16 protein-coding genes are annotated in these 17441 nt (G+C 64.6%); 12 read left to right on the top strand and 4 right to left on the bottom strand.

What is annotated here, in order from left to right:
- Position 1: 1 nt before the first annotated feature.
- Together LH20_RS09970 and LH20_RS09975 are read right to left on the bottom strand one after the other, a co-directional pair.
- Complete coding sequence (locus LH20_RS09970) at positions 2-349, bottom strand: GntR family transcriptional regulator (protein WP_053554062.1); 348 nt, start codon at positions 347-349, stop codon at positions 2-4.
- A gap of 71 nt (positions 350-420) precedes the next feature.
- A complete protein-coding gene (locus LH20_RS09975; protein WP_053554063.1) occupies positions 421-1002 on the bottom strand; it encodes a nitroreductase family protein in 582 nt (193 codons plus the stop codon).
- A 169-nt stretch (positions 1003-1171) separates the two neighbouring features.
- Here LH20_RS09975 and LH20_RS09980 point away from each other — a divergent pair, with 169 nt between their 5' ends.
- The 4 genes from LH20_RS09980 to LH20_RS09995 all read left to right on the top strand — a co-directional run bounded on the left by LH20_RS09980 (position 1172) and on the right by LH20_RS09995 (position 6484).
- Complete coding sequence (locus LH20_RS09980) at positions 1172-3016, top strand: peptide MFS transporter (protein WP_053554064.1); 1845 nt, start codon at positions 1172-1174, stop codon at positions 3014-3016.
- Positions 3017-3030: 14 nt separating this feature from the next.
- Positions 3031-4431 carry an amidohydrolase gene (locus LH20_RS09985; protein ID WP_053554065.1) on the top strand — a complete coding sequence of 467 codons (1401 nt, stop codon included), beginning with the start codon at positions 3031-3033 and terminating at the stop codon, positions 4429-4431.
- Positions 4428-5729 carry an amidohydrolase family protein gene (locus LH20_RS09990; RefSeq protein WP_053554066.1) on the top strand — a complete coding sequence of 434 codons (1302 nt, stop codon included), beginning with the start codon at positions 4428-4430 and terminating at the stop codon, positions 5727-5729. Before LH20_RS09985 ends, LH20_RS09990 begins: the two co-directional genes overlap by 4 nt.
- Positions 5730-5791: 62 nt before the next feature.
- A complete protein-coding gene (locus LH20_RS09995) occupies positions 5792-6484 on the top strand; it encodes an NnrU family protein (protein ID WP_053554067.1) in 693 nt (230 codons plus the stop codon).
- A gap of 103 nt (positions 6485-6587) precedes the next feature.
- Here LH20_RS09995 and LH20_RS10000 read toward each other — a convergent pair whose 3' ends face one another.
- Positions 6588-7583, bottom strand: a complete 996-nt coding sequence (locus LH20_RS10000; protein ID WP_053554068.1) for an aldo/keto reductase — start codon at positions 7581-7583, stop codon at positions 6588-6590.
- Entirely contained in the window at positions 7580-8827 is a 1248-nt protein-coding gene (locus tag LH20_RS10005; RefSeq protein WP_083455373.1) for a dicarboxylate/amino acid:cation symporter, read from the bottom strand. The genes LH20_RS10000 and LH20_RS10005 overlap by 4 nt, the downstream gene beginning before the upstream one ends.
- Before the next feature lie 120 nt (positions 8828-8947).
- Here LH20_RS10005 and glmM point away from each other — a divergent pair, with 120 nt between their 5' ends.
- The 8 genes from glmM to folP all read left to right on the top strand — a co-directional run bounded on the left by glmM (position 8948) and on the right by folP (position 16800).
- On the top strand, positions 8948-10288 hold the full coding sequence (gene glmM / locus LH20_RS10010) for a phosphoglucosamine mutase (RefSeq protein WP_053554069.1): 1341 nt from the start codon (positions 8948-8950) through the stop codon (positions 10286-10288).
- 2 nt (positions 10289-10290) lie between these two features.
- The gene (locus LH20_RS10015) at positions 10291-10521 is read left to right on the top strand and encodes a DUF1272 domain-containing protein (protein WP_053554070.1); all 231 of its coding nucleotides are present in this window, start codon (positions 10291-10293) and stop codon (positions 10519-10521) included.
- A 19-nt stretch (positions 10522-10540) separates the two neighbouring features.
- Positions 10541-11683: a bifunctional hydroxymethylpyrimidine kinase/phosphomethylpyrimidine kinase gene (gene thiD / locus LH20_RS10020; RefSeq protein WP_053554071.1), complete on the top strand. Its 1143-nt coding sequence runs from the start codon at positions 10541-10543 to the stop codon at positions 11681-11683.
- A complete protein-coding gene (locus LH20_RS10025) occupies positions 11680-12234 on the top strand; it encodes a ribonuclease HII (protein WP_144423685.1) in 555 nt (184 codons plus the stop codon). The genes thiD and LH20_RS10025 overlap by 4 nt, the downstream gene beginning before the upstream one ends.
- Positions 12235-12256: 22 nt before the next feature.
- Positions 12257-13153, top strand: a complete 897-nt coding sequence (locus LH20_RS10030; RefSeq protein ID WP_053554072.1) for an oxidoreductase — start codon at positions 12257-12259, stop codon at positions 13151-13153.
- A 37-nt stretch (positions 13154-13190) separates the two neighbouring features.
- Complete coding sequence (locus LH20_RS10035; protein ID WP_083455579.1) at positions 13191-14198, top strand: DUF2804 domain-containing protein; 1008 nt, start codon at positions 13191-13193, stop codon at positions 14196-14198.
- A gap of 217 nt (positions 14199-14415) precedes the next feature.
- Entirely contained in the window at positions 14416-15555 is a 1140-nt protein-coding gene (locus LH20_RS10040; RefSeq protein ID WP_053554074.1) for a site-specific DNA-methyltransferase, read from the top strand.
- 114 nt (positions 15556-15669) lie between these two features.
- Complete coding sequence (gene folP / locus LH20_RS10045; RefSeq protein WP_053554075.1) at positions 15670-16800, top strand: dihydropteroate synthase; 1131 nt, start codon at positions 15670-15672, stop codon at positions 16798-16800.
- Positions 16801-17441 lie beyond the last annotated feature (641 nt).

Below are 17441 nucleotides of genomic sequence, written 5' to 3' on the forward strand. Positions count from 1 at the left end.
CTCAGGCCTCGGTGAGGTCGAGGAGCGTGCGCGCGTCGAGACCGATGCGACGCATCTGCTGGGCGACAGGGGGCCAGATGTTCGTCAAAAAATCCTCGCGCATCAACTCGCGCAGCCTGTCCGTGGCGCCCGCCGCGACGAACATGCCCACGCCGCGCTTGACCGTCACCAGCCCCTCGTCCTGAAAAGTCTGGTACGCCTTGGCGACGGTGAGCGGGTTCGCACCTTCCTCGGCCGCGAGCGAACGCACCGAGGGCAACATGTCGCCGTCGCGGTAGGTTCCGTCGAGAATGGCGTTGGCAATCACGTCGCGAAGACGCTGGTACACGGGTTTGGTCTGGTCGAGCATGCCGACTTAATGCCATAAGACAGCAGCACAGTCAAATCGCGATCATTGCTCCGCCGGGCAGCAACGCGAAATTATATGTCCCAAGCGCTTACGACATCATCATATTCCGGTCGTGGCCGCTCTTTGAGGGGTTCACCCGGAGAGCCCAGAAAGAAATAGCCGACAATCCGCTCGCCTTCGCCAACACCGAAAGCGGCCGCGACGTCTGGGCTGTACGCCGCCCAGCCTGTAAGCCAGCTCCCGACAAAACCATGCGCATGCGCGGCGTGGAGCAGGTTCATGCCGACCGCGCCCGCGGACATCTGCTGCTCCCAGACCGGGATTTTCGCACCGAGGACCGGGGCCGAGATCAGCACGAGCAGGGTCGGAGCCTGGTGCGCGAACTGGTCGAGTGCCGTAAGATCCATGCCTGCCGCGCCTGGATTTTCTGCCACCCACGCGCGTTTGAGCAGGGCAGCGAAAGCCTCGCGCTGATCGCTCGCGACCGTGACGATCCGCCAGGGCGCAAGCTTGCCGTGATCGGGCGTGCGCAACGCAAGGCCGATAATCTCCCTGAGCTCGTCGGCACCAGGCCCGGGCGCGATCATGTCGCGCGCTTTTCCCGAGCGGCGCGTGGCGAGGTGGGAGCGGAGCGATGATCTGTCGTTGAACATGGGGGCGCATGTGGCCGTTTTGCGAGTCTTTCGCAAGCACGTGCGGTCGCCGCGAACCGGTTTCACGCGCAATTAGATTCTTCCATTGCTCGGTTTTCACGCTAGGTTGGCCGGATATATGCGGCATATGGCCGCAAAACGACATTGAACGACAAGGGGACGCATTCGCATGAAAGACATGAGCCTTTGGGACGGGGGGGATTGGACCTTCGTCATCGCGCTGGTGGTATTGGGCGCGTTCCTGACCATCGGCGCGCTGATTGCCGCAGGTCGCAAACCCGAGTTCGCGGGCCATCCCAAAGGCCTCTACATGCTCTTTTTCGCCGAGATGTGGGAGCGTTTCTCCTACTACGGCATGCGCGCGCTGCTGATCCTCTACCTGACGCAGCACTGGCTGTTTTCCGACGGCAAGTCGAACCTGATCTACGGGGCCTATACCAGCCTTGTCTACATCACGCCCGTGCTCGGCGGCTATCTCGCGGATCGCTATCTGGGACAGCGCAAGGCAGTACTGTTCGGGGGCGTCCTACTCGCTTTCGGCCATCTTTTCATGGCGTTCGAGGGAGTGGGTGGGCAGGATGACCCGACGATCAACGTCTTCTGGCTGGCGCTCGCGCTGATCATTGTCGGGTCGGGCTTCTTGAAGGCGAATATCTCGGTGATGGTCGGGCAGCTCTATCGCCTGACCGACATGCGCCGCGATGCGGCGTACACAATCTTCTATATGGGGATCAACTCGGGGGCGGCGATCGGCACCATCCTTGTCGGCTATCTCGGGCAGAAGATTGGCTGGGCCTATGGTTTCGGGCTCGCGGGTATCGGCATGATCGCCGGGCTGATCGTTTTCGTGCTGGGCAAGAAAGTGCTGCTGGGTGCGGGCGAAGCGCCGGCTCCGCTTAGCCGTCAGAAGGAATGGACCCTCTATGGCGCTGGCGTTGCTGCGGTCCTCGTGATGTGGGGACTCATCCAGTATCAGGACGTCATTCAGAACCTGCTGCTCGTCTCGGGCACGCTCCTTCTCGTCTATGTCGCTGCTGTTGCGGCGCTGCAGCTACCTTACGGCAAGATGGCGAGCGCCCCCGGCGACAGCCGCGCCATCCTAATCGCCGGCATGGCCGCGATGCTGTTCCTTCCGCTTTCGAACGTGCTCGGCCTGCCGCTGTCGGATGATCGCGCCAGGGTCGTGGGACTGACGCTCGCGCAGCTGATCTACGTCTGCGGCATGCTTGTCGTGCTGGTGGGGCTGGCGATCGAGAAATTCCGTATCGAGCATCATGCGCGCGACCGTATTTATGCCATCCTCTTCCTGATAGGGCTTAATCCACTGTTCTGGGGCCTGTTTGAACAGGCTGGCGGCAGCTTCAACCTCTATACCGATCGCTATGTCGACATCGGGTCGGTTCCGGCCTCGCTCTTCCAGTCGATCAACCCGATCTACATCATCCTCTTTGCACCGGTCTTCGCGGCGCTGTGGCAGTTTCTGGGCAAGCGCGGACTTGAACCCTCGGCGCCTGCCAAGTTCGCGCTGGCGCTCGCGCAGGTCGGTCTTGGCTTTCTCGTCTTCGTCTGGGGCGCGCGGAGCGTCGGACCCGAGGCGCTGACGCCGGTGATCTTTGTCTTCCTTCTTTACCTGCTCCACACGACGGGCGAACTCTGCCTATCACCCGTCGGTCTGAGTGCGATGAACCGGCTCGCTCCCTCGTTCATGGCCTCGCTGATTATGGGAGCCTGGTTCTACATGACCGCGGTCGGCAATTTCGTTGCGGGCAAGATCGGCGAAGCAACCGGGGGTGAGAGCGGCGAGATGACCAAAGACGCGACGCTCGCCATCTACAACGAGATCGGTTGGATCACGCTGGGTGTCAGCATCATCGTGCTCGCACTGTCGCCGATCGTGAAGAAGTGGATGCATCTCGACACGCTGCGCGACCGCGAAGACGATATCGCGGGTTCGGGCGAATTTGCAGAACCGCAGGCGGCCGGCGTCCATCCTGAACCCAAGCCCGCATCCTGATCGTGCGGCGGGGGATGAAAGGCGGCCTGCTTGCCGCCATGTCGCTGGCGTTCGCGGGCTGTGCTGCCGCCGGGCAGGACACGAAATCTGCGAATGATACGATCTCGTCTGCCGAGAAGAAGGCCGAGCGGTTCGACAAGGACCCCTATCCCTCCACATACAGGGGATATCCGACCCGGCTGACAGCGGTAACCAATGTCACCATCTTCGATGGCGAGGGCGGACGGATCGACAATGGCAGAGCCGTGCTCTCCAGTGGGAAGGTTGACCGGATCGGCGGGCCCGACATGGAACTGCCGACCGACGCCTATGTCATAGACGGGGCCGGCAAATATCTGACCCCGGGCGTGATCGACGTCCACAGCCACCTCGGCGACTATCCGACGCCCAGCGTCGATGCGCACGACGATGGGAATGAGGCGACCGCCCCGACGACGCCTGAAGTCTGGGCCGAGCATAGCGTCTGGCCGCAGGACCCGGGCTTCACGCGTGCGCTTGCCAATGGCGGGGTGACGACGCTGCAGATCCTGCCGGGCAGCGCGAACCTCATCGGTGGCCGCTCGGTGGTACTGAAGAATGTACCCGCGCGCACGGTTCAGGGGATGAAATTCCCTGGCGCTCCCTATGGGCTCAAGATGGCGTGCGGCGAGAATCCGAAGCGGGTCTATGGTGGCAAGGGACGGATGCCCTCGACCCGCATGGGCAATTTTGCGGTCGACCGAGCGACCTGGGCGAAGGCGGCAGCCTACAAGAAGAAGCTCGACGAGGGGAAGACCGTCGATCGGGACCTTGCCATGGAAACGCTCGCAGGCGTGCTGTCGGGCGACATCCTTGTCCACAATCACTGCTACCGCGCCGACGAAATGGCGTTCGTCATCGATATGGCGCGCGAGTTTGGGTACAAGGTGACGGCGTTCCATCACGCGGTCGAGGCCTACAAGATCGCCGACCTCCTCGAAAGGGAGGGCATTTGCGCCGCGATGTGGGCGGACTGGTGGGGCTTCAAGATGGAAGCCTATGATTCGGTGCCCGAGAATATCGCAATGGTCAGCCGGGCGGGTGCGTGCACCATCGTCCATTCGGATGATGAAAATCAGATCCAGCGGCTCAATCAGGAGGCCGCAAAGGCGCTGGCCGCCGGGCGCCGGATGGGAATCGAGATCAGCGACGCGCAGGCGTGGACCTGGCTCTCCTACAATCCCGCCAAGGCGCTCGGCATAGCCGACAGGACGGGCAGCCTGAAGCCCGGCAAGATGGCCGACGTGGTGCTGTGGAACGGCAACCCCTTCAGCGCCTATACGCGTCCTGAGAAAGTGTGGGTCGACGGAGCGCTGATGTTCGACGCGATGGACGCAAAGCGCCGCCCGGTGAGCGATTTCGAGCTGGGTCAGCCGGGCGAAGGGGATGTGAAATGATCCGCGCTCTCCTCGTTACTGCCGCCGCCCTCCTGGCTTTGCCTGCCGCGGCGCAGGATGTCGCGATCGTCAATGCGACGCTCGTCATCGGGGATGGGAGTCCGCCGATCGCGGGCGGGGCAGTGGTCGTGCGGGGCGGCAAGGTCGTTTCTGCTGGCGCGAATATTCAGGTCCCCGCCGGGATCGAGCGCATCGACGCCGAGGGGCATTATGTCACTCCGGGAATTGTCGCCGCGTTCAGCCGCGTCGGCTTGACCGAAGTCGATGCGGTTAGCGGTACGAACGACCGCTCGGCGCCGCGCACCCGTTTTTCCGCGGGGCTCGACATCGCCCCGGCGCTCAATCCGATGGGATCCCCGATCGCCGTCAACCGGGCCGCCGGTGTCACCCGCGCGATCGTTGCGCCGAGCGGGAGCAGCAACCTGTTTGCAGGACAGGGAGCGGTCGTCGATCTTGCAGACGACATGGACATGGTCACGCGCCCGCGCGCGCTGCAGTTCGTGGCTTTCGGCGAGGCGGGGTCGGCAAAGGCAGGCGGCAGCCGCGCCGCAACCTTCCTGCTCTTTCGCGAACAATTGCTCGCGGCGCGAAGCTATGCGCGCAACCCGGCGGCGCTTGCCGAATGGGGCAATGACGCGATGATTCAGCGCGCTGACGCTGATGCTCTCGTGCGGGTGATCGAGGGCAAGACTCCGCTGTTCGTGCGCGTCGACCGCGCCGCTGACATCATGAACGTGCTCAAGCTCAAAAGGGATTTTCCGGCGCTGAAGCTCGTCCTCGTCGGTGCGACCGAGGGCTGGATGGTGACGCGCGAGATTGCCGCGGCAAAAGTGCCGGTGCTGGTGTCGCCGCTCACCGACCTTCCTGGCAGCTTCGAGCGATTGGGGGCAACACAATCGAACGCCGGGCGGATGAAAGCGGCGGGTATCGACGTTTCGGTCGGGGTATTCGACGACGATGATGCGCATAAAATGGGCTATGCAACGCAATATGCAGGCAATCTGGTCGGGCTGACCCGAATGCCCGGGGCGAGCGGGCTGAGCTGGGATCAGGCCTTTGCCTCGATCAGCAGCGCGCCGGCGCGTGCGGTCGGCATGGACGGCGAGATCGGTTCGCTACGACCGGGGCGCGCAGGCGACGTGGTGATCTGGGACAGGGACCCGCTCGAGCTTGGCAGCCGCCCGCGAGCGATCTGGATCGATGGCAAGCGCCAGTCGCTGACAACGCGGCAGGACCGGCTGCGCGACCGCTACGCCAACCCGGTGGAAGATACGCTGCCAAACGCCTATGATTGGTGAGGCATAAAGACCGCGCCAGGCGGGCGCAGCGCCGAAGAGAGAGGTAAGGGGCCGTGGAACCGATGACCTTGCTGATCGTGACCTGCATCTTGTTCGTGGGTTCGCACCTCATACTGTCGCACCCGCTGCGCGCGCCGCTCGCAGGCCGCATGGGCGAGCGGCCCTTCCAGATTGTGTATTCCATCGTGGCACTCGCGACATTCATACTCGTCGTGCAGGCGTGGCGCGGCATGCCGCCCGAGCCGCCGCTCTGGGCTGCAGGCGATGCGCTGTGGACGATGGCCTCGCTCCTCGTGCTCCTCGCGAGCATTCTCTTCATGGGCTCGCTCGTCGGTAATCCGGCATTGCCCGCCCCCGGCGCGGCCTTTGCCGCACAAAGTGCTCCTCGCGGCGTTTATGCGATCACCCGCCACCCGATGATGTGGGGCTTTTCCCTCTGGGCGTTGGCCCACGCACTCGTCATGCCAACCCCGGGCCAGATGGTGCTCTCCGCAACGATCGCGTTTCTCGCACTCGTCGGAGCTGCAGGGCAGGACGCGAAGAAGGCTCAGTTGATGGGCGACACGTGGCGGCACTGGGCGGCCCGTACGAGCTTCGTACCTTTCGCGCGGCAGGCCAGCGGTACCACGCCATGGGGCGATACCATCCCCCGTCCGCACGCGCTGTTCGGCGGTATTCTCGTCTGGCTCGCCGCGACCTGGGCGCATGGCGCACTCGGCTATATGGCTGCGGGCATATGGCGCTGGGTCGGCTAGGCGCGCGAAACGGAGCCGCGGAGGCCGACAGCGAAGCGGGTCGCCGCCGCGGACGCCTGCTATAGCAAGCGCGGAGCAAGGCGCCGCGCCCCGCAAAGCCCCCTTAAAGCCGTACCATTCGCATGCCCTGCTCACCATATCGGGGGCCGCGGGTGCCCCCCCGAGGGGCGGCAGCTTCGATCATGGCGAGGTCTTCTGCCGTCAGCAAGACATCGGGAGCGGCGACGCTGTCCTCCATCGTGGCGCGGCGCTTGGTGCCGGGAATCGGGACGATGTCGTCACGCTGCGCCAGCAGCCAGGCGAGTGCGACTTGCGCGTTCGAAACACCATGCTTTGCCGCGATATCGGCGATGGTATCGACGATCGCGAGGTTGGCGGGCAGGTTTTCCTCCGAGTAGCGCGGGTCATTGCGTCGCCAGTCATGCTCTGGAAGCTCGTCGCGGCTGCGGATCGTGCCGGCAAGGAAACCGCGGCCGAGCGGGGAATAGGGAACGAAACCGATGCCGTTTTCGCGGCAGATGCCGAGAATTTCCTCTTCAACGTCCCGTTCCCAGATCGAATATTCGCTCTGCAGCGCAGTGATCGGTGCGGCCTTGGCCGCGCGGCGTAACGTGTCCGGACCGGCTTCGGAGAGCGCGATGTGCCGGACCTTGCCCTCCTTGACGAGCTCCATCATGCCCCCGACCGTTTCTTCGATCGGGACCGTGGGATCGACGCGGTGCTGATAGAAGAGATCGATCACATCGATACCAAGCCGCTGGAGCGAACCCTCGCAGGCGCGGCGGGCGTTGGCAGGTGAGCCGTCGACACCGACGATCTGCTTGCCATCGAACCTGAAGCCGAACTTGGTCGCGATCACGAGACCGTTGCGCTTGTCTCGGATCGCCTCGCCGAGCAGTTCCTCGTTCGCGAAGGGACCATAGATTTCGGCGGTATCGAAGAAGGTGACGCCAAGGTCGATCGCGCGGTGGATCGTGCGCGTTGCCTCGTCCATGTCGGCGGCCTCGCCATACAGGATATTGCCCCCCTTGATCATCGGCATGCAGCCGATGCCAATCGCAGATACCTGAAGCCCCTGGCCAAGCGTGCGATACTTCATGGCGTTTCTCCTGCCTGTTCGTCCGCGACTGCGTCAGCGGCATATTTGGTGGCGGCGACATCGGCGACGACATTGCCGAGCGTACGCCAGATATCGGGGAATGTCTCGACCGCGACAAGAAGGCCGAGCGGGGCGACGGGGACACCCATCGACACCGCGATCGGCGCAATCGAGGTGACAAAGCTGATCGAACCGGGAAGGCTGACGGCGCTCAGCGCCGCGGCGACCGCGACGGTAAGGCCGATCGCCATTGTCCATGGCGTCAGCCCGATCCCGAACAACCAGGCAATGTAGATGACCACCGCGAGATTCATCGCCGTGCTGGTGAAGCGGAAAAGCGCGACTGCGAGCGGCAGGACGATGTCGGCCTTTTTGGGGTCGACCCCCAGCGCTTCGGAGGCCTTGAGCATCGGCGGCAGGCTGGCGAGCGAGCTTTGCGTGCTGAGTGCGACCGCAAAGGCCGGGATCATTGCGCGGATGAAGCGGGGCGGCGCGACGCCGGCGACCAGCCAGGCGAGGATGAGGCCGAGGACCAGGCAGGCGGCGCCGATAGCCGAGATGATGAGCACATAGTGGAGGAGCCCGCCGAACGCCGCAAATCCGGCCTTGACGGCAAGCGCGTAGCCAAGCGCAAACACCCCGATCGGTGCGAGCGCAAGAACCCAGCCGATCACGACCAGCATGGCGTTGCCAAGGGCCTTGAACAGGTTCGAAAGGCTCGCGCGCTGTTCGGGTTCGATGCGGGTGATCGCAAAGGCGAAGATGGTGGTGAAGACGATGAGAGGCAGAACCGCGGTTTCCGCCGCGGCGGCGATCGGGTTGGTGGGCACGAGGCTGAGTAGATAGTCGGCAAAGGTCGGTGATGGCGGTGCCTCGAGCGCCCCTCCCAGTCCGCGGCGAAGCGCCTCGGCCGCGCTCGCCGACAGCGGAAAGACGTGTAGAAGCAGGGGGGTGAGCAAGAGCGCCATGATGCCGGTGATGACAATCGCGACGATGAAGGTTGCAACCGCCCGCGCCGCGAGGGTGCCGGCGCGCGCGGCGTCGGCGGTCGCGGTGATTCCGGTGACCAGCAGGGCAACAATCAGGGGGACGATTGTCATCTTGAGTGCGTTGAGCCAGAGGAGACCGACCGGCTCGACGATACGCAGCGAGGCGCTCGCCCCGCCAGGCGACAGGCCTTCCACCCCGACGCCCAGCAACATTCCGACGATGAGCGCCGAGAGGATGACCCATGCGGATTTCACGTTCAAATTCCTCGGGCAGTTGCTGGCCTTCTTGCCAAGCAAAAATGGGTGACCTAGGGCCATCCCGGGGGCTCCGGGCAAGCTCTTGTCCTGGTGTTCGGCTTAAGTAGCAGAGGTGGCATGCGCAAGTTTTTCGGAACCGACGGTATCCGCGGGATGACGAACGAGATTCCGATGACGGCCGAGGTTGCGATGCGCGTGGGCATGGCCGCCGGCGCCCACTTCCTGCGCGGAACGCACAAACATCGCGTCGTGATCGGCAAGGATACACGTCTGTCGGGGTACATGCTCGAAAACGCGCTTGTCGCTGGCTTTACAAGCGTCGGCATGGACGTCGTTCAGGTTGGCCCAATGCCGACTCCGGCGGTGGCGATGCTGACGCATTCGATGCGCGCCGATCTTGGCGTGGTGATCTCGGCGAGCCACAATCCCTTTCACGACAATGGGATCAAATTGTTCGGCCCCGACGGCTACAAGCTGTCGGACGAGGACGAGGCGCAGATCGAGCTGCTGCTCGCCGAGCAGCCGAAGCTTGCCGCGCCGGCGCAGATCGGACGCGCGAAGCGGATCGAGGACGCGCGCGGCCGTTATATCCACGCCGTCAAGCAGAGCCTGCCCGAATCGGCGCGCCTCGATGGATTGAAGATCGTCCTCGATTGCGCCAATGGCGCCGCCTACAACAGCGCGCCGACGGTGTTCTGGGAACTGGGCGCCGATGTGGTGGCGATCGGGGTTGAACCCAATGGCGTCAATATCAACGATCGCTGCGGCTCGACGGCACCTGGGCTTTTGCAGGAGACCGTCGTCGCGAGCGGCGCCCATATCGGGATCGCGCTCGACGGCGATGCCGACCGGCTGATCATCGTCGACGAAAAGGGCGCAATCGTTGATGGGGATCAGATCATGGGTCTCATCGGGGCAAGCTGGGCGCGGCAGGGGCGGCTGAAGGGCGGGGGGGTCGTGGCGACGGTCATGTCGAACCTGGGCCTTGAGCGCTTTTTGGAGAGTGAGGGGCTGCGGCTCGAGCGCACCAAGGTCGGCGACCGCTATGTGCTTGAACGCATGAAAAGCGGGGGCTTCAATGTGGGCGGTGAGCAATCGGGACATATGATCCTATCCGACCACGCAACCACCGGGGACGGAACGCTCGCCGGGCTCCAGGTTCTCGCCGAGCTCGTGACCTCGGGCAAACCCGCGAGCGAACTGCTCCACCAGTTCGACCCGGTACCCCAGCTTCTGAAGAATGTGCGCTTCAAGGGCGGCAAACCGCTCGACGACGCACAGGTCCAGGCGACGATTGCCGAGGGAGAGGGCGCGCTCGACGGCCGCGGCCGCCTCGTCATCCGCGCCTCGGGCACCGAACCCGTGATCCGCGTGATGGCCGAGGGCGACGACGCCGGCGAAGTCGAGCGCGTGGTCGATATGATTTGCGACGCAGTGCGCGTTGCTGCAGGAGAATAGACATGCTCGAAATGCGCCCCGATTGCGAACGTTGCGGCCGCGATCTGCCCGCCGACATCCACGGCGCCTTCATCTGCTCGTTCGAGTGCACTTTCTGCGCCGATTGCGCCGACAAGCTCGACGAGCGCTGCCCCAATTGTGGCGGTGACCTGCTCGACCGGCCGCTGCGCGAAGGCGCGGCGCTGGCCAAATTCCCGGCGTCGACCGAGCGGCGCCATCCGGGCGCGCGATGACGCGATCGGGGGCGGTGCGATGACGGCGCGGGTCCTGATCATCGCCGGATCCGACAGCGGGGGCGGCGCAGGGATCCAGGCCGACATCAAGACGGTGACGATGCTTGGCGGTCACGCGATGACTGCGATTGCCGCGATTACAGCGCAAAATACACTCGGGGTGCAGGGCGTGCACGCGGTCCCGACGGACATGGTGCTGATGCAGATCGACAGCGTCGAGAGCGACATCGGCGTCGATGCGATCAAGATCGGGATGATCGGCAGCGCCGAAACCGCGGCAGCCGTTGCCGAGCGGCTGGCGCGTCCCGACCTTTCGGGCGCGCCCGTCGTCTTCGATCCGGTGATGGTGTCGACGAGTGGATCGGTGCTCGCCGACGCAGCGACGATCCGGGCATTCGAGGCGCTGCTGGCGCGTGCGGCGCTGGTGACCCCCAACCTCGGCGAACTGTCAGCGCTCGGCGGCGAAGAGGCCATTCTCGCGTACGGCTGCGCGCTGCTCGTCAAGGGCGGGCACGGCGAAGGCGAGATGGTGACCGACCGGCTGCTCGAGGCCGGGGCGGGCGAAGTCGCGCGCTGGGAAGCGCCGAGGATCGACACGCCCTACACGCATGGCACCGGCTGCACGCTTGCGAGCGCTATCGCCACCGGGCTCGCGCAGGGCATGCCGGTCGAGCCAGCGACCGCGCGCGCGCGCGATTTCGTGCGTCTCTCGCTGCTCGATGCGCCGGGGCTTGGCGAGGGGCATGGTCCGATGGGGCAGCAGGCGGTGCGCAATGACGGGCTGTTTACCGGTCCGGCGCTCAATCAGGTCACGCTGCCGGCGGCCGACTATGGCGCCTCGGTCGCCTTCTACAAGCAGATGGGGCTGACGCAGATCGTCGACAGCCCGGAGAATGGCTATGCACGCTTTGAAGCCGCCAACGGTGTAACGCTCTCGGTCCACGTCGGGGGTGGCGGCGCGGGCGGCGCGACAATCTACCTCGAAAGCGGCGCGCTCGATGCCTGGGTCGCCTATCTCGCGCGGCGCGGGGTGCGCTTCGACACGATGCCCAAGGATGAGCCAAGGGGCTGGCGCGAGGCGCGACTGACCGATCCTGCCGGGAATCGCCTTTGCCTCTATCAGGCGGGCGAATATCGGAGATATCCGCCTTGGCGTATCTGACGGTCGGTGTCGACGAGGCCGGGCGCGGCCCGCTCGCGGGGCCGGTTGTCGCGGCCGCGGTGATCCTGTGCGAGGGCGGAATCGATGGCCTCGACGATTCCAAAAAGCTGACCGCGAAGCGGCGGGGCGAGCTCGACATCCTGATCAAGACCCGCTGCCGCTGGGGCATCGGCGAGGCAAGCGTCGCCGAGATCGATGCGGTCAACATCCTGCAGGCGACTTTCCTTGCAATGACGCGCGCGGTCGAGGCACTGGGCTGCGACCCGCATGAAATACTCGTCGACGGCAACCGGCTGCCGCGCTGGAAATATCGTGCGCGCGCGGTGATCGGCGGCGACGCCCTGCACCCCTGCATTTCCGCGGCGAGCATCATTGCCAAAGAGCATCGCGATCGCATCATGGTCGCAGCGGCACGCGACTACCCGGTCTTTGGCTGGGCGACGAACATGGGCTATGGTACCCCCGAGCATCTCAGGGCGCTGCGCGAGCACGGTCCGACGCCGCTCCACCGGGCGAGCTTCGCGCCGGTCGCGCAATTGCAGTTGGTCTGACCGCCGGAGAAGGGGAGAGGCGATGCGCAGCGGATTTACCGCCGAGGATGTCGGCGTGCAGACCGGGCGGCGCTTTCTCGTCACCGGCGCCAATGCCGGTATCGGCTTCGAAACTGCGAAGGTCCTTGCCGTGCGCGGCGCCGATGTCGTGCTGGCGTGCCGCGCTGCGGCGCGCGCCGAGGCTGCGATGGATGCGATCCGCAGCGACGCGCCCACGGCTGAGCTCAGCTTTCTGAAGCTCGACCTTGCCGATCTCGACCAGGTCCGCGAGGCAGCCGCAGCGGTACTCGCCGGGCCCAGGATCGACGTGCTCATCAACAATGCCGGGGTGATGGTTCCGCCGCGGACGCTGACGCGGCAGGGCGTGGAACTGCAATTCGGGGTCAATCACCTCGGCCCCTTCGCCTTCACCGGTCTCATCCACCCCCATGTCGACGACCGCATCGTGATCACCGCCAGCCTCGCGCACAAGGGCGGGCACATGGACTACAGCGACCTCGACGCGAGTCGCAGCTATCATGTCTGGCAGCGCTATCAGACCAGCAAACTCGCCAATCTGCTGACGATGTACGAACTCGACCGGCGGCTCGGGAAGGCCGGCCGCGCGACGCAGGCGATCGGTTGTCACCCGGGCGTCGCGCTCACCGAGCTCACCCGGCACCTGCCGATGCCGCTTCGCTATATGACCCCGCTTGCGACCCCCTTTTTCAACAGCGCGGCGCGGGGCGCCTGGCCGACGCTGCAGGCGGCGACGGGCGCCAATGTGCAGGGCGGCGACTATTTGGGGCCCCAGGGGCTGGGCGAGGTCACCGGCCGCTCGGGCCCGGCGCGCGCGACGAGCATGGCGCGCGATCCCAAGCTCGCGCGCGAGCTTTGGGAGCGTTCGATCGACCTCACCGGGGTGGATCCGGGGATATAGGGGCAGAAGGGCGAGCAAAGCGATGGCGCAGCATGTCATGGGCGAGGGGCCCCTCCACGATGCGGCGGGGCATCTTACAGATCCCGGTTATGCGACGCGCGAAGTTCGCCGTTACGACCGCAGCCTGATCGCCGCCCATCCTGCCCGCATCAAGGAATGGGATTATTACTGCGTTCTCAACGCGGACTTCGGGCTCGCGCTGACGGTCGCGGACAATGGCTATATCGGCTATCTTGGCGTTTCGTGGATGGATCTGCGCGGGCGAAGCTTTGTAAACGACGGCGCGCTGATTGCCGAGCCGATGGGGAGGATGGCGCTGCCTGCCAGCGCCGATGCGGGCGATATCGTTCAGGCGCAGGACGGGCTCGAACTGGCCTTCCGGCACGAGCCGGGCGGACGGAGGCTGACGGTCCGCGCGCCCGGCTTCGACGGCGGCCGCGGGCTATCGGGTGAAATCCGGCTCGATCAGCCCCCGATGGAGCGGATGGTCATTGCCACTCCCTTCGCCGACGACCCGCACGCCTTTTACTATAATCAGAAAATCAATTGCATGCCGGCGCGGGGCGGTGTGAGGATCGGATCACAGGTCCATGATTTCACGCCGGAAACCTCCTTTGGGGTTCTCGATTGGGGCCGCGGCGTGTGGACCTATGACAATGTCTGGTACTGGGGCTCGGCGTCGGGCCTTGTCGAGGGGCGGCCCATTGGTTTCAACATCGGCTATGGCTTTGGCGAGACCTCCGCGGCGAGCGAGAATATGCTGTTCGTTGATGGCCGCGCGCACAAGCTTGATCAGATCGCCTTTCACATGCCCAGCGGCGCGCCCGACAGCGATCGGTGGCACTTCACAAGCAATGACGGGCGCTTCGAGATGCATTTTGTGCCCGCGGTCAACCGCTGGGCCAAGGTCGAAGCCGGCATGGTCAAGACCGAGCAGGATCAGGTCTTTGGCTATTTTTCCGGACAGGTGATCCTCGATGACGGCGCACTGCTCGCTGTACGCGGCCTGCCCGGGTTTGCCGAGAAGGTCTGGAACCGCTGGTAACGGGCACTGCAGGATTTTTTTGCCCAGTGAGTCCCCGCTGCCACACTACCAGTGGTTGAGTCTTGGCCGCGCGGCGGACTCCATATGTCGTGGCAGACTCCTTTCGTTCTCCTCCCCTTAACCATTTGGACACGCGGATTCCCTAGAATCCTGAGCTTGACGGCGGCTGTCGCCGGACTCATCAGGGCCTTCTTTGCAACAAACAGGGGCGAGCGGCATGGGAGTGATGGAGCGGGTCAAGGCGCCGGCAGGGAAAGAGCGGGCACCGAAAGCGGTCCCCGCGGATCTGCCGCTCGACAGCATTTTGCAGGGCGACTGCGTCGAGACGATGCGCGCGCTCCCCGCGGCCTCGATCGACATGATCTTCGCCGACCCGCCTTATAATCTCCAGCTCGGGGGCGATCTCACCCGTCCCGACGGCAGCCAGGTCGACGCTGTCGACGATGAATGGGACAAGTTCGACAGTCTGGCCGCCTACGACCGTTTCACCCATGCCTGGCTCAAGGAAGCAAAGCGCATCCTGAAGCCCGGCGGCAGCATCTGGGTGATCGGCAGCTATCACAATATCTTCCGCGTCGGCACAGCCTTGCAGGATCAGGGCTATTGGATCCTCAACGACATCGTCTGGCGAAAGGCGAACCCGATGCCCAACTTCAAGGGGACGCGCTTTACCAACGCGCATGAGACGCTGATCTGGGCATCGATGGGCGAAAAGGCGCGCTATACCTTCAACTATCGCGCGATGAAGACGCTGAACGACGAACTCCAGATGCGCAGCGACTGGCTGATCCCGATTTGCGGCGGGCAGGAGCGGCTCAAGAAGGGCGGACACAAGGTTCACCCGACGCAAAAACCCGAAGCGTTGCTTTATCGCATTCTGCTTGCTTGCTCGAACCCCGGCGACGTGATCCTCGATCCTTTTTTCGGAACCGGCACGACCGGCGCCGTCGCAAAGCGGCTCGGGCGCCATTTCATCGGGATCGAGCGTGAGGATGATTATATCGCCGCGGCTAACGAACGCATCGAAATGGCGCTGCCGCTCGACGAGAGCGCGGTGAAGACGATGATGGCGCCAAAGGCTGCGACGCGCGTTGCCTTTGGTACGCTCGTCGAGTGCGGCATGATCCCGCCGGGAACGATGCTGACTGACACCAAGCGTCGCTGGCGGGCTAAGGTGCGGGTCGACGGTAGCCTCGAGTGCGAGGGGCAGGCACCGGGGTCGATCCACAAAGTCGGTGCAAGCGTGCAGGGCGCGCCGAGCTGCAATGGCTGGACCTTCTGGCATGTCGATAATGGCAAGGTGCTGCGCGTCATTGACGCGGTGCGGCAGGACTGGCTGCTCGCCAACGAGGCGTAAGCCTCGATGCTCAAAAGGCCTCGCCCAAGCCTTTCGAAGGGCCGATGCTGGCCTGGGACCATGCGGGAGGAATAAAGTGCGCCGGCGAATCCAGCACGAACGGAGAGGGGGAGCATGTTTGCTGCGCTGACCAGACCCAGCCTCGGCAACGCCTCGGCGAGCGCGAAAATCTATCTCCGCCCGGCCTGCTTCGTGGACCGGCCGCACGAGCTCGATGAGGCCTGCCTACGCCTCGCCGATACGATGCTCTGGTTCGCTGCGTGGCAGATCAGCGTGCGCGATGGCGGCGCCCCCCGATCGGCGCTTGTGCCGGTGCCCGAGCTCGATGACTGGATCGCGGCCATGCCGGACGCGCTCGGGCAGGCGGCAATGGCGCAGCGCGCCGCGGTGCAGCGCCCGCGCAGCGCGCTCGTGCTCGGCGAAAGGACCGTGCGTCTTAATGAACCGCAGCTCATGGGCATATTAAACGTGACGCCCGACAGCTTCTCCGACGGCGGTAAGCATGTTGACGCGGTTGCAGCGGCCGAGGCGGGGTTCGCCATGGCGGCGGCGGGGGCTGCCATCATCGATGTCGGCGGCGAATCGACGCGCCCCGGAGCGCCCCTGGTCTGGGAAGGGGACGAGGTCGCGCGCGTCGAGGGCGTCGTCGCGGCGCTTGCGAAGGGCGGCGTCGCGGTATCGATCGATACGCGCAAGGCCGCGGTCATGGAGGCCGCCCTCGCTGCGGGAGCGGCGATCGTCAACGATATTTCGGCGCTGCGCTACGATGCGCGTGCGGTGGAGGTGGTCACGGGCGCTGGGTGCCCTGTTGTGCTGATGCACGCGCCGTCGGCAAAGAGCGACCCGCATGAGGGCAGCGGATATGATCATCCGCTCCTCGATGTCTACGATATGCTCGAAGCGCGCATAGCAGCCTGTATTGCGGCCGGAATCGACCCTGCGAAGATCATCGTCGATCCAGGTCTCGGCTTCGGCAAGGGGGTCGCCGACAATCTTGCGCTGGTAAACGGCCTGGCGCTGTTTCACACGCTCGGCTGTCCGATCCTGTTCGGGGCGAGCCGTAAGCGGATGGTCGGCGCGCTCGATAACGAGGCGCCTGCGGATCAGCGGTTGGGCGGGAGTGTCGCGCTCCATTATCAGGCCGCATCGCAGGGCGCGCAATTGCTGCGCGTGCACGACATAGCCGAGAATCGCCAGGCGCTGCGCGTGTGGCGCGGATTGAGGGACGCAGCGCTGACGGCCTGATTCGCGGGTCGCAGCCTCAACTCTCGATGGGGCGTCACTCTATATTTGCCATTCGGCCTTGCGGCAGGTCTCATGGAAGTTTGAATGTCACCATATCCTTATTGCCATAAGGCCGTCATTCTAAACGCAGGATTATGCCGCACCCTGTTGCCAAGTGGCGGATGCCTGCAGTCAGCCATTAGTGGCTCGGCATCGTCAGCGATGAAAACGGGCTGCGCAATATGGAGGATACCACCGCAATCGGTGCGGATCGATTAGCTCATCGGCATCCTCGGTCGCTTCAAGCATTCCTCGCCATCTTCGCGGTAATCTCGTGGAGATGGGCGTGGAGCGCGCCGCTCAATTCATCGAACTCGGGCCATAGCGTTGTCTGGACGAAGCTGGCCGGGGGCACGGATTATCGCGGTCTGACGGTGCATCCGCGAGTAGCGGAACGGCTTGATGCCATATCGTCGGCATAGGGCGATGAAAAGCTGACGAGACCAAGGATCAGGAATTGAGAATTTAAACTCCTCAGCCCGCGCCTGCTTGCTCGCTGTCTCGAATCTAAGGCGGATACGCTCCGCAGCGCCGCCCGCGGCCGACGTCTCACCCTCCGCCCCGGCGCCAGCATAGAGGGCTTCAATCTTCCGCAGTTTCGC

Source organism: Sphingopyxis sp. 113P3, from assembly GCF_001278035.1.
Classification (GTDB): Bacteria; Pseudomonadota; Alphaproteobacteria; order Sphingomonadales; family Sphingomonadaceae; genus Sphingopyxis.

What these genes read in the sequence shown, in the direction of transcription:
- LH20_RS09975 (WP_053554063.1), bottom strand. Translation starts at nt 1,002, where the DNA reads ATGTTCAACGACAGATCATCGCTCCGCTCCCACCTCGCCACGCGCCGC.
- LH20_RS10000 (WP_053554068.1), bottom strand. Translation starts at nt 7,583, where the DNA reads ATGAAGTATCGCACGCTTGGCCAGGGGCTTCAGGTATCTGCGATTGGC.
- folP (WP_053554075.1), top strand. Translation starts at nt 15,670, where the DNA reads ATGTTTGCTGCGCTGACCAGACCCAGCCTCGGCAACGCCTCGGCGAGC.
- LH20_RS10015 (WP_053554070.1), top strand. Translation starts at nt 10,291, where the DNA reads ATGCTCGAAATGCGCCCCGATTGCGAACGTTGCGGCCGCGATCTGCCC.
- LH20_RS09985 (WP_053554065.1), top strand. Translation starts at nt 3,031, where the DNA reads ATGAAAGGCGGCCTGCTTGCCGCCATGTCGCTGGCGTTCGCGGGCTGT.
- LH20_RS10035 (WP_083455579.1), top strand. Translation starts at nt 13,191, where the DNA reads ATGGGCGAGGGGCCCCTCCACGATGCGGCGGGGCATCTTACAGATCCC.
- LH20_RS09995 (WP_053554067.1), top strand. Translation starts at nt 5,792, where the DNA reads ATGACCTTGCTGATCGTGACCTGCATCTTGTTCGTGGGTTCGCACCTC.
- LH20_RS10040 (WP_053554074.1), top strand. Translation starts at nt 14,416, where the DNA reads ATGGGAGTGATGGAGCGGGTCAAGGCGCCGGCAGGGAAAGAGCGGGCA.
- LH20_RS09990 (WP_053554066.1), top strand. Translation starts at nt 4,428, where the DNA reads ATGATCCGCGCTCTCCTCGTTACTGCCGCCGCCCTCCTGGCTTTGCCT.
- glmM (WP_053554069.1), top strand. Translation starts at nt 8,948, where the DNA reads ATGCGCAAGTTTTTCGGAACCGACGGTATCCGCGGGATGACGAACGAG.
- LH20_RS09980 (WP_053554064.1), top strand. Translation starts at nt 1,172, where the DNA reads ATGAAAGACATGAGCCTTTGGGACGGGGGGGATTGGACCTTCGTCATC.
- LH20_RS09970 (WP_053554062.1), bottom strand. Translation starts at nt 349, where the DNA reads ATGCTCGACCAGACCAAACCCGTGTACCAGCGTCTTCGCGACGTGATT.
- LH20_RS10030 (WP_053554072.1), top strand. Translation starts at nt 12,257, where the DNA reads ATGCGCAGCGGATTTACCGCCGAGGATGTCGGCGTGCAGACCGGGCGG.
- thiD (WP_053554071.1), top strand. Translation starts at nt 10,541, where the DNA reads ATGACGGCGCGGGTCCTGATCATCGCCGGATCCGACAGCGGGGGCGGC.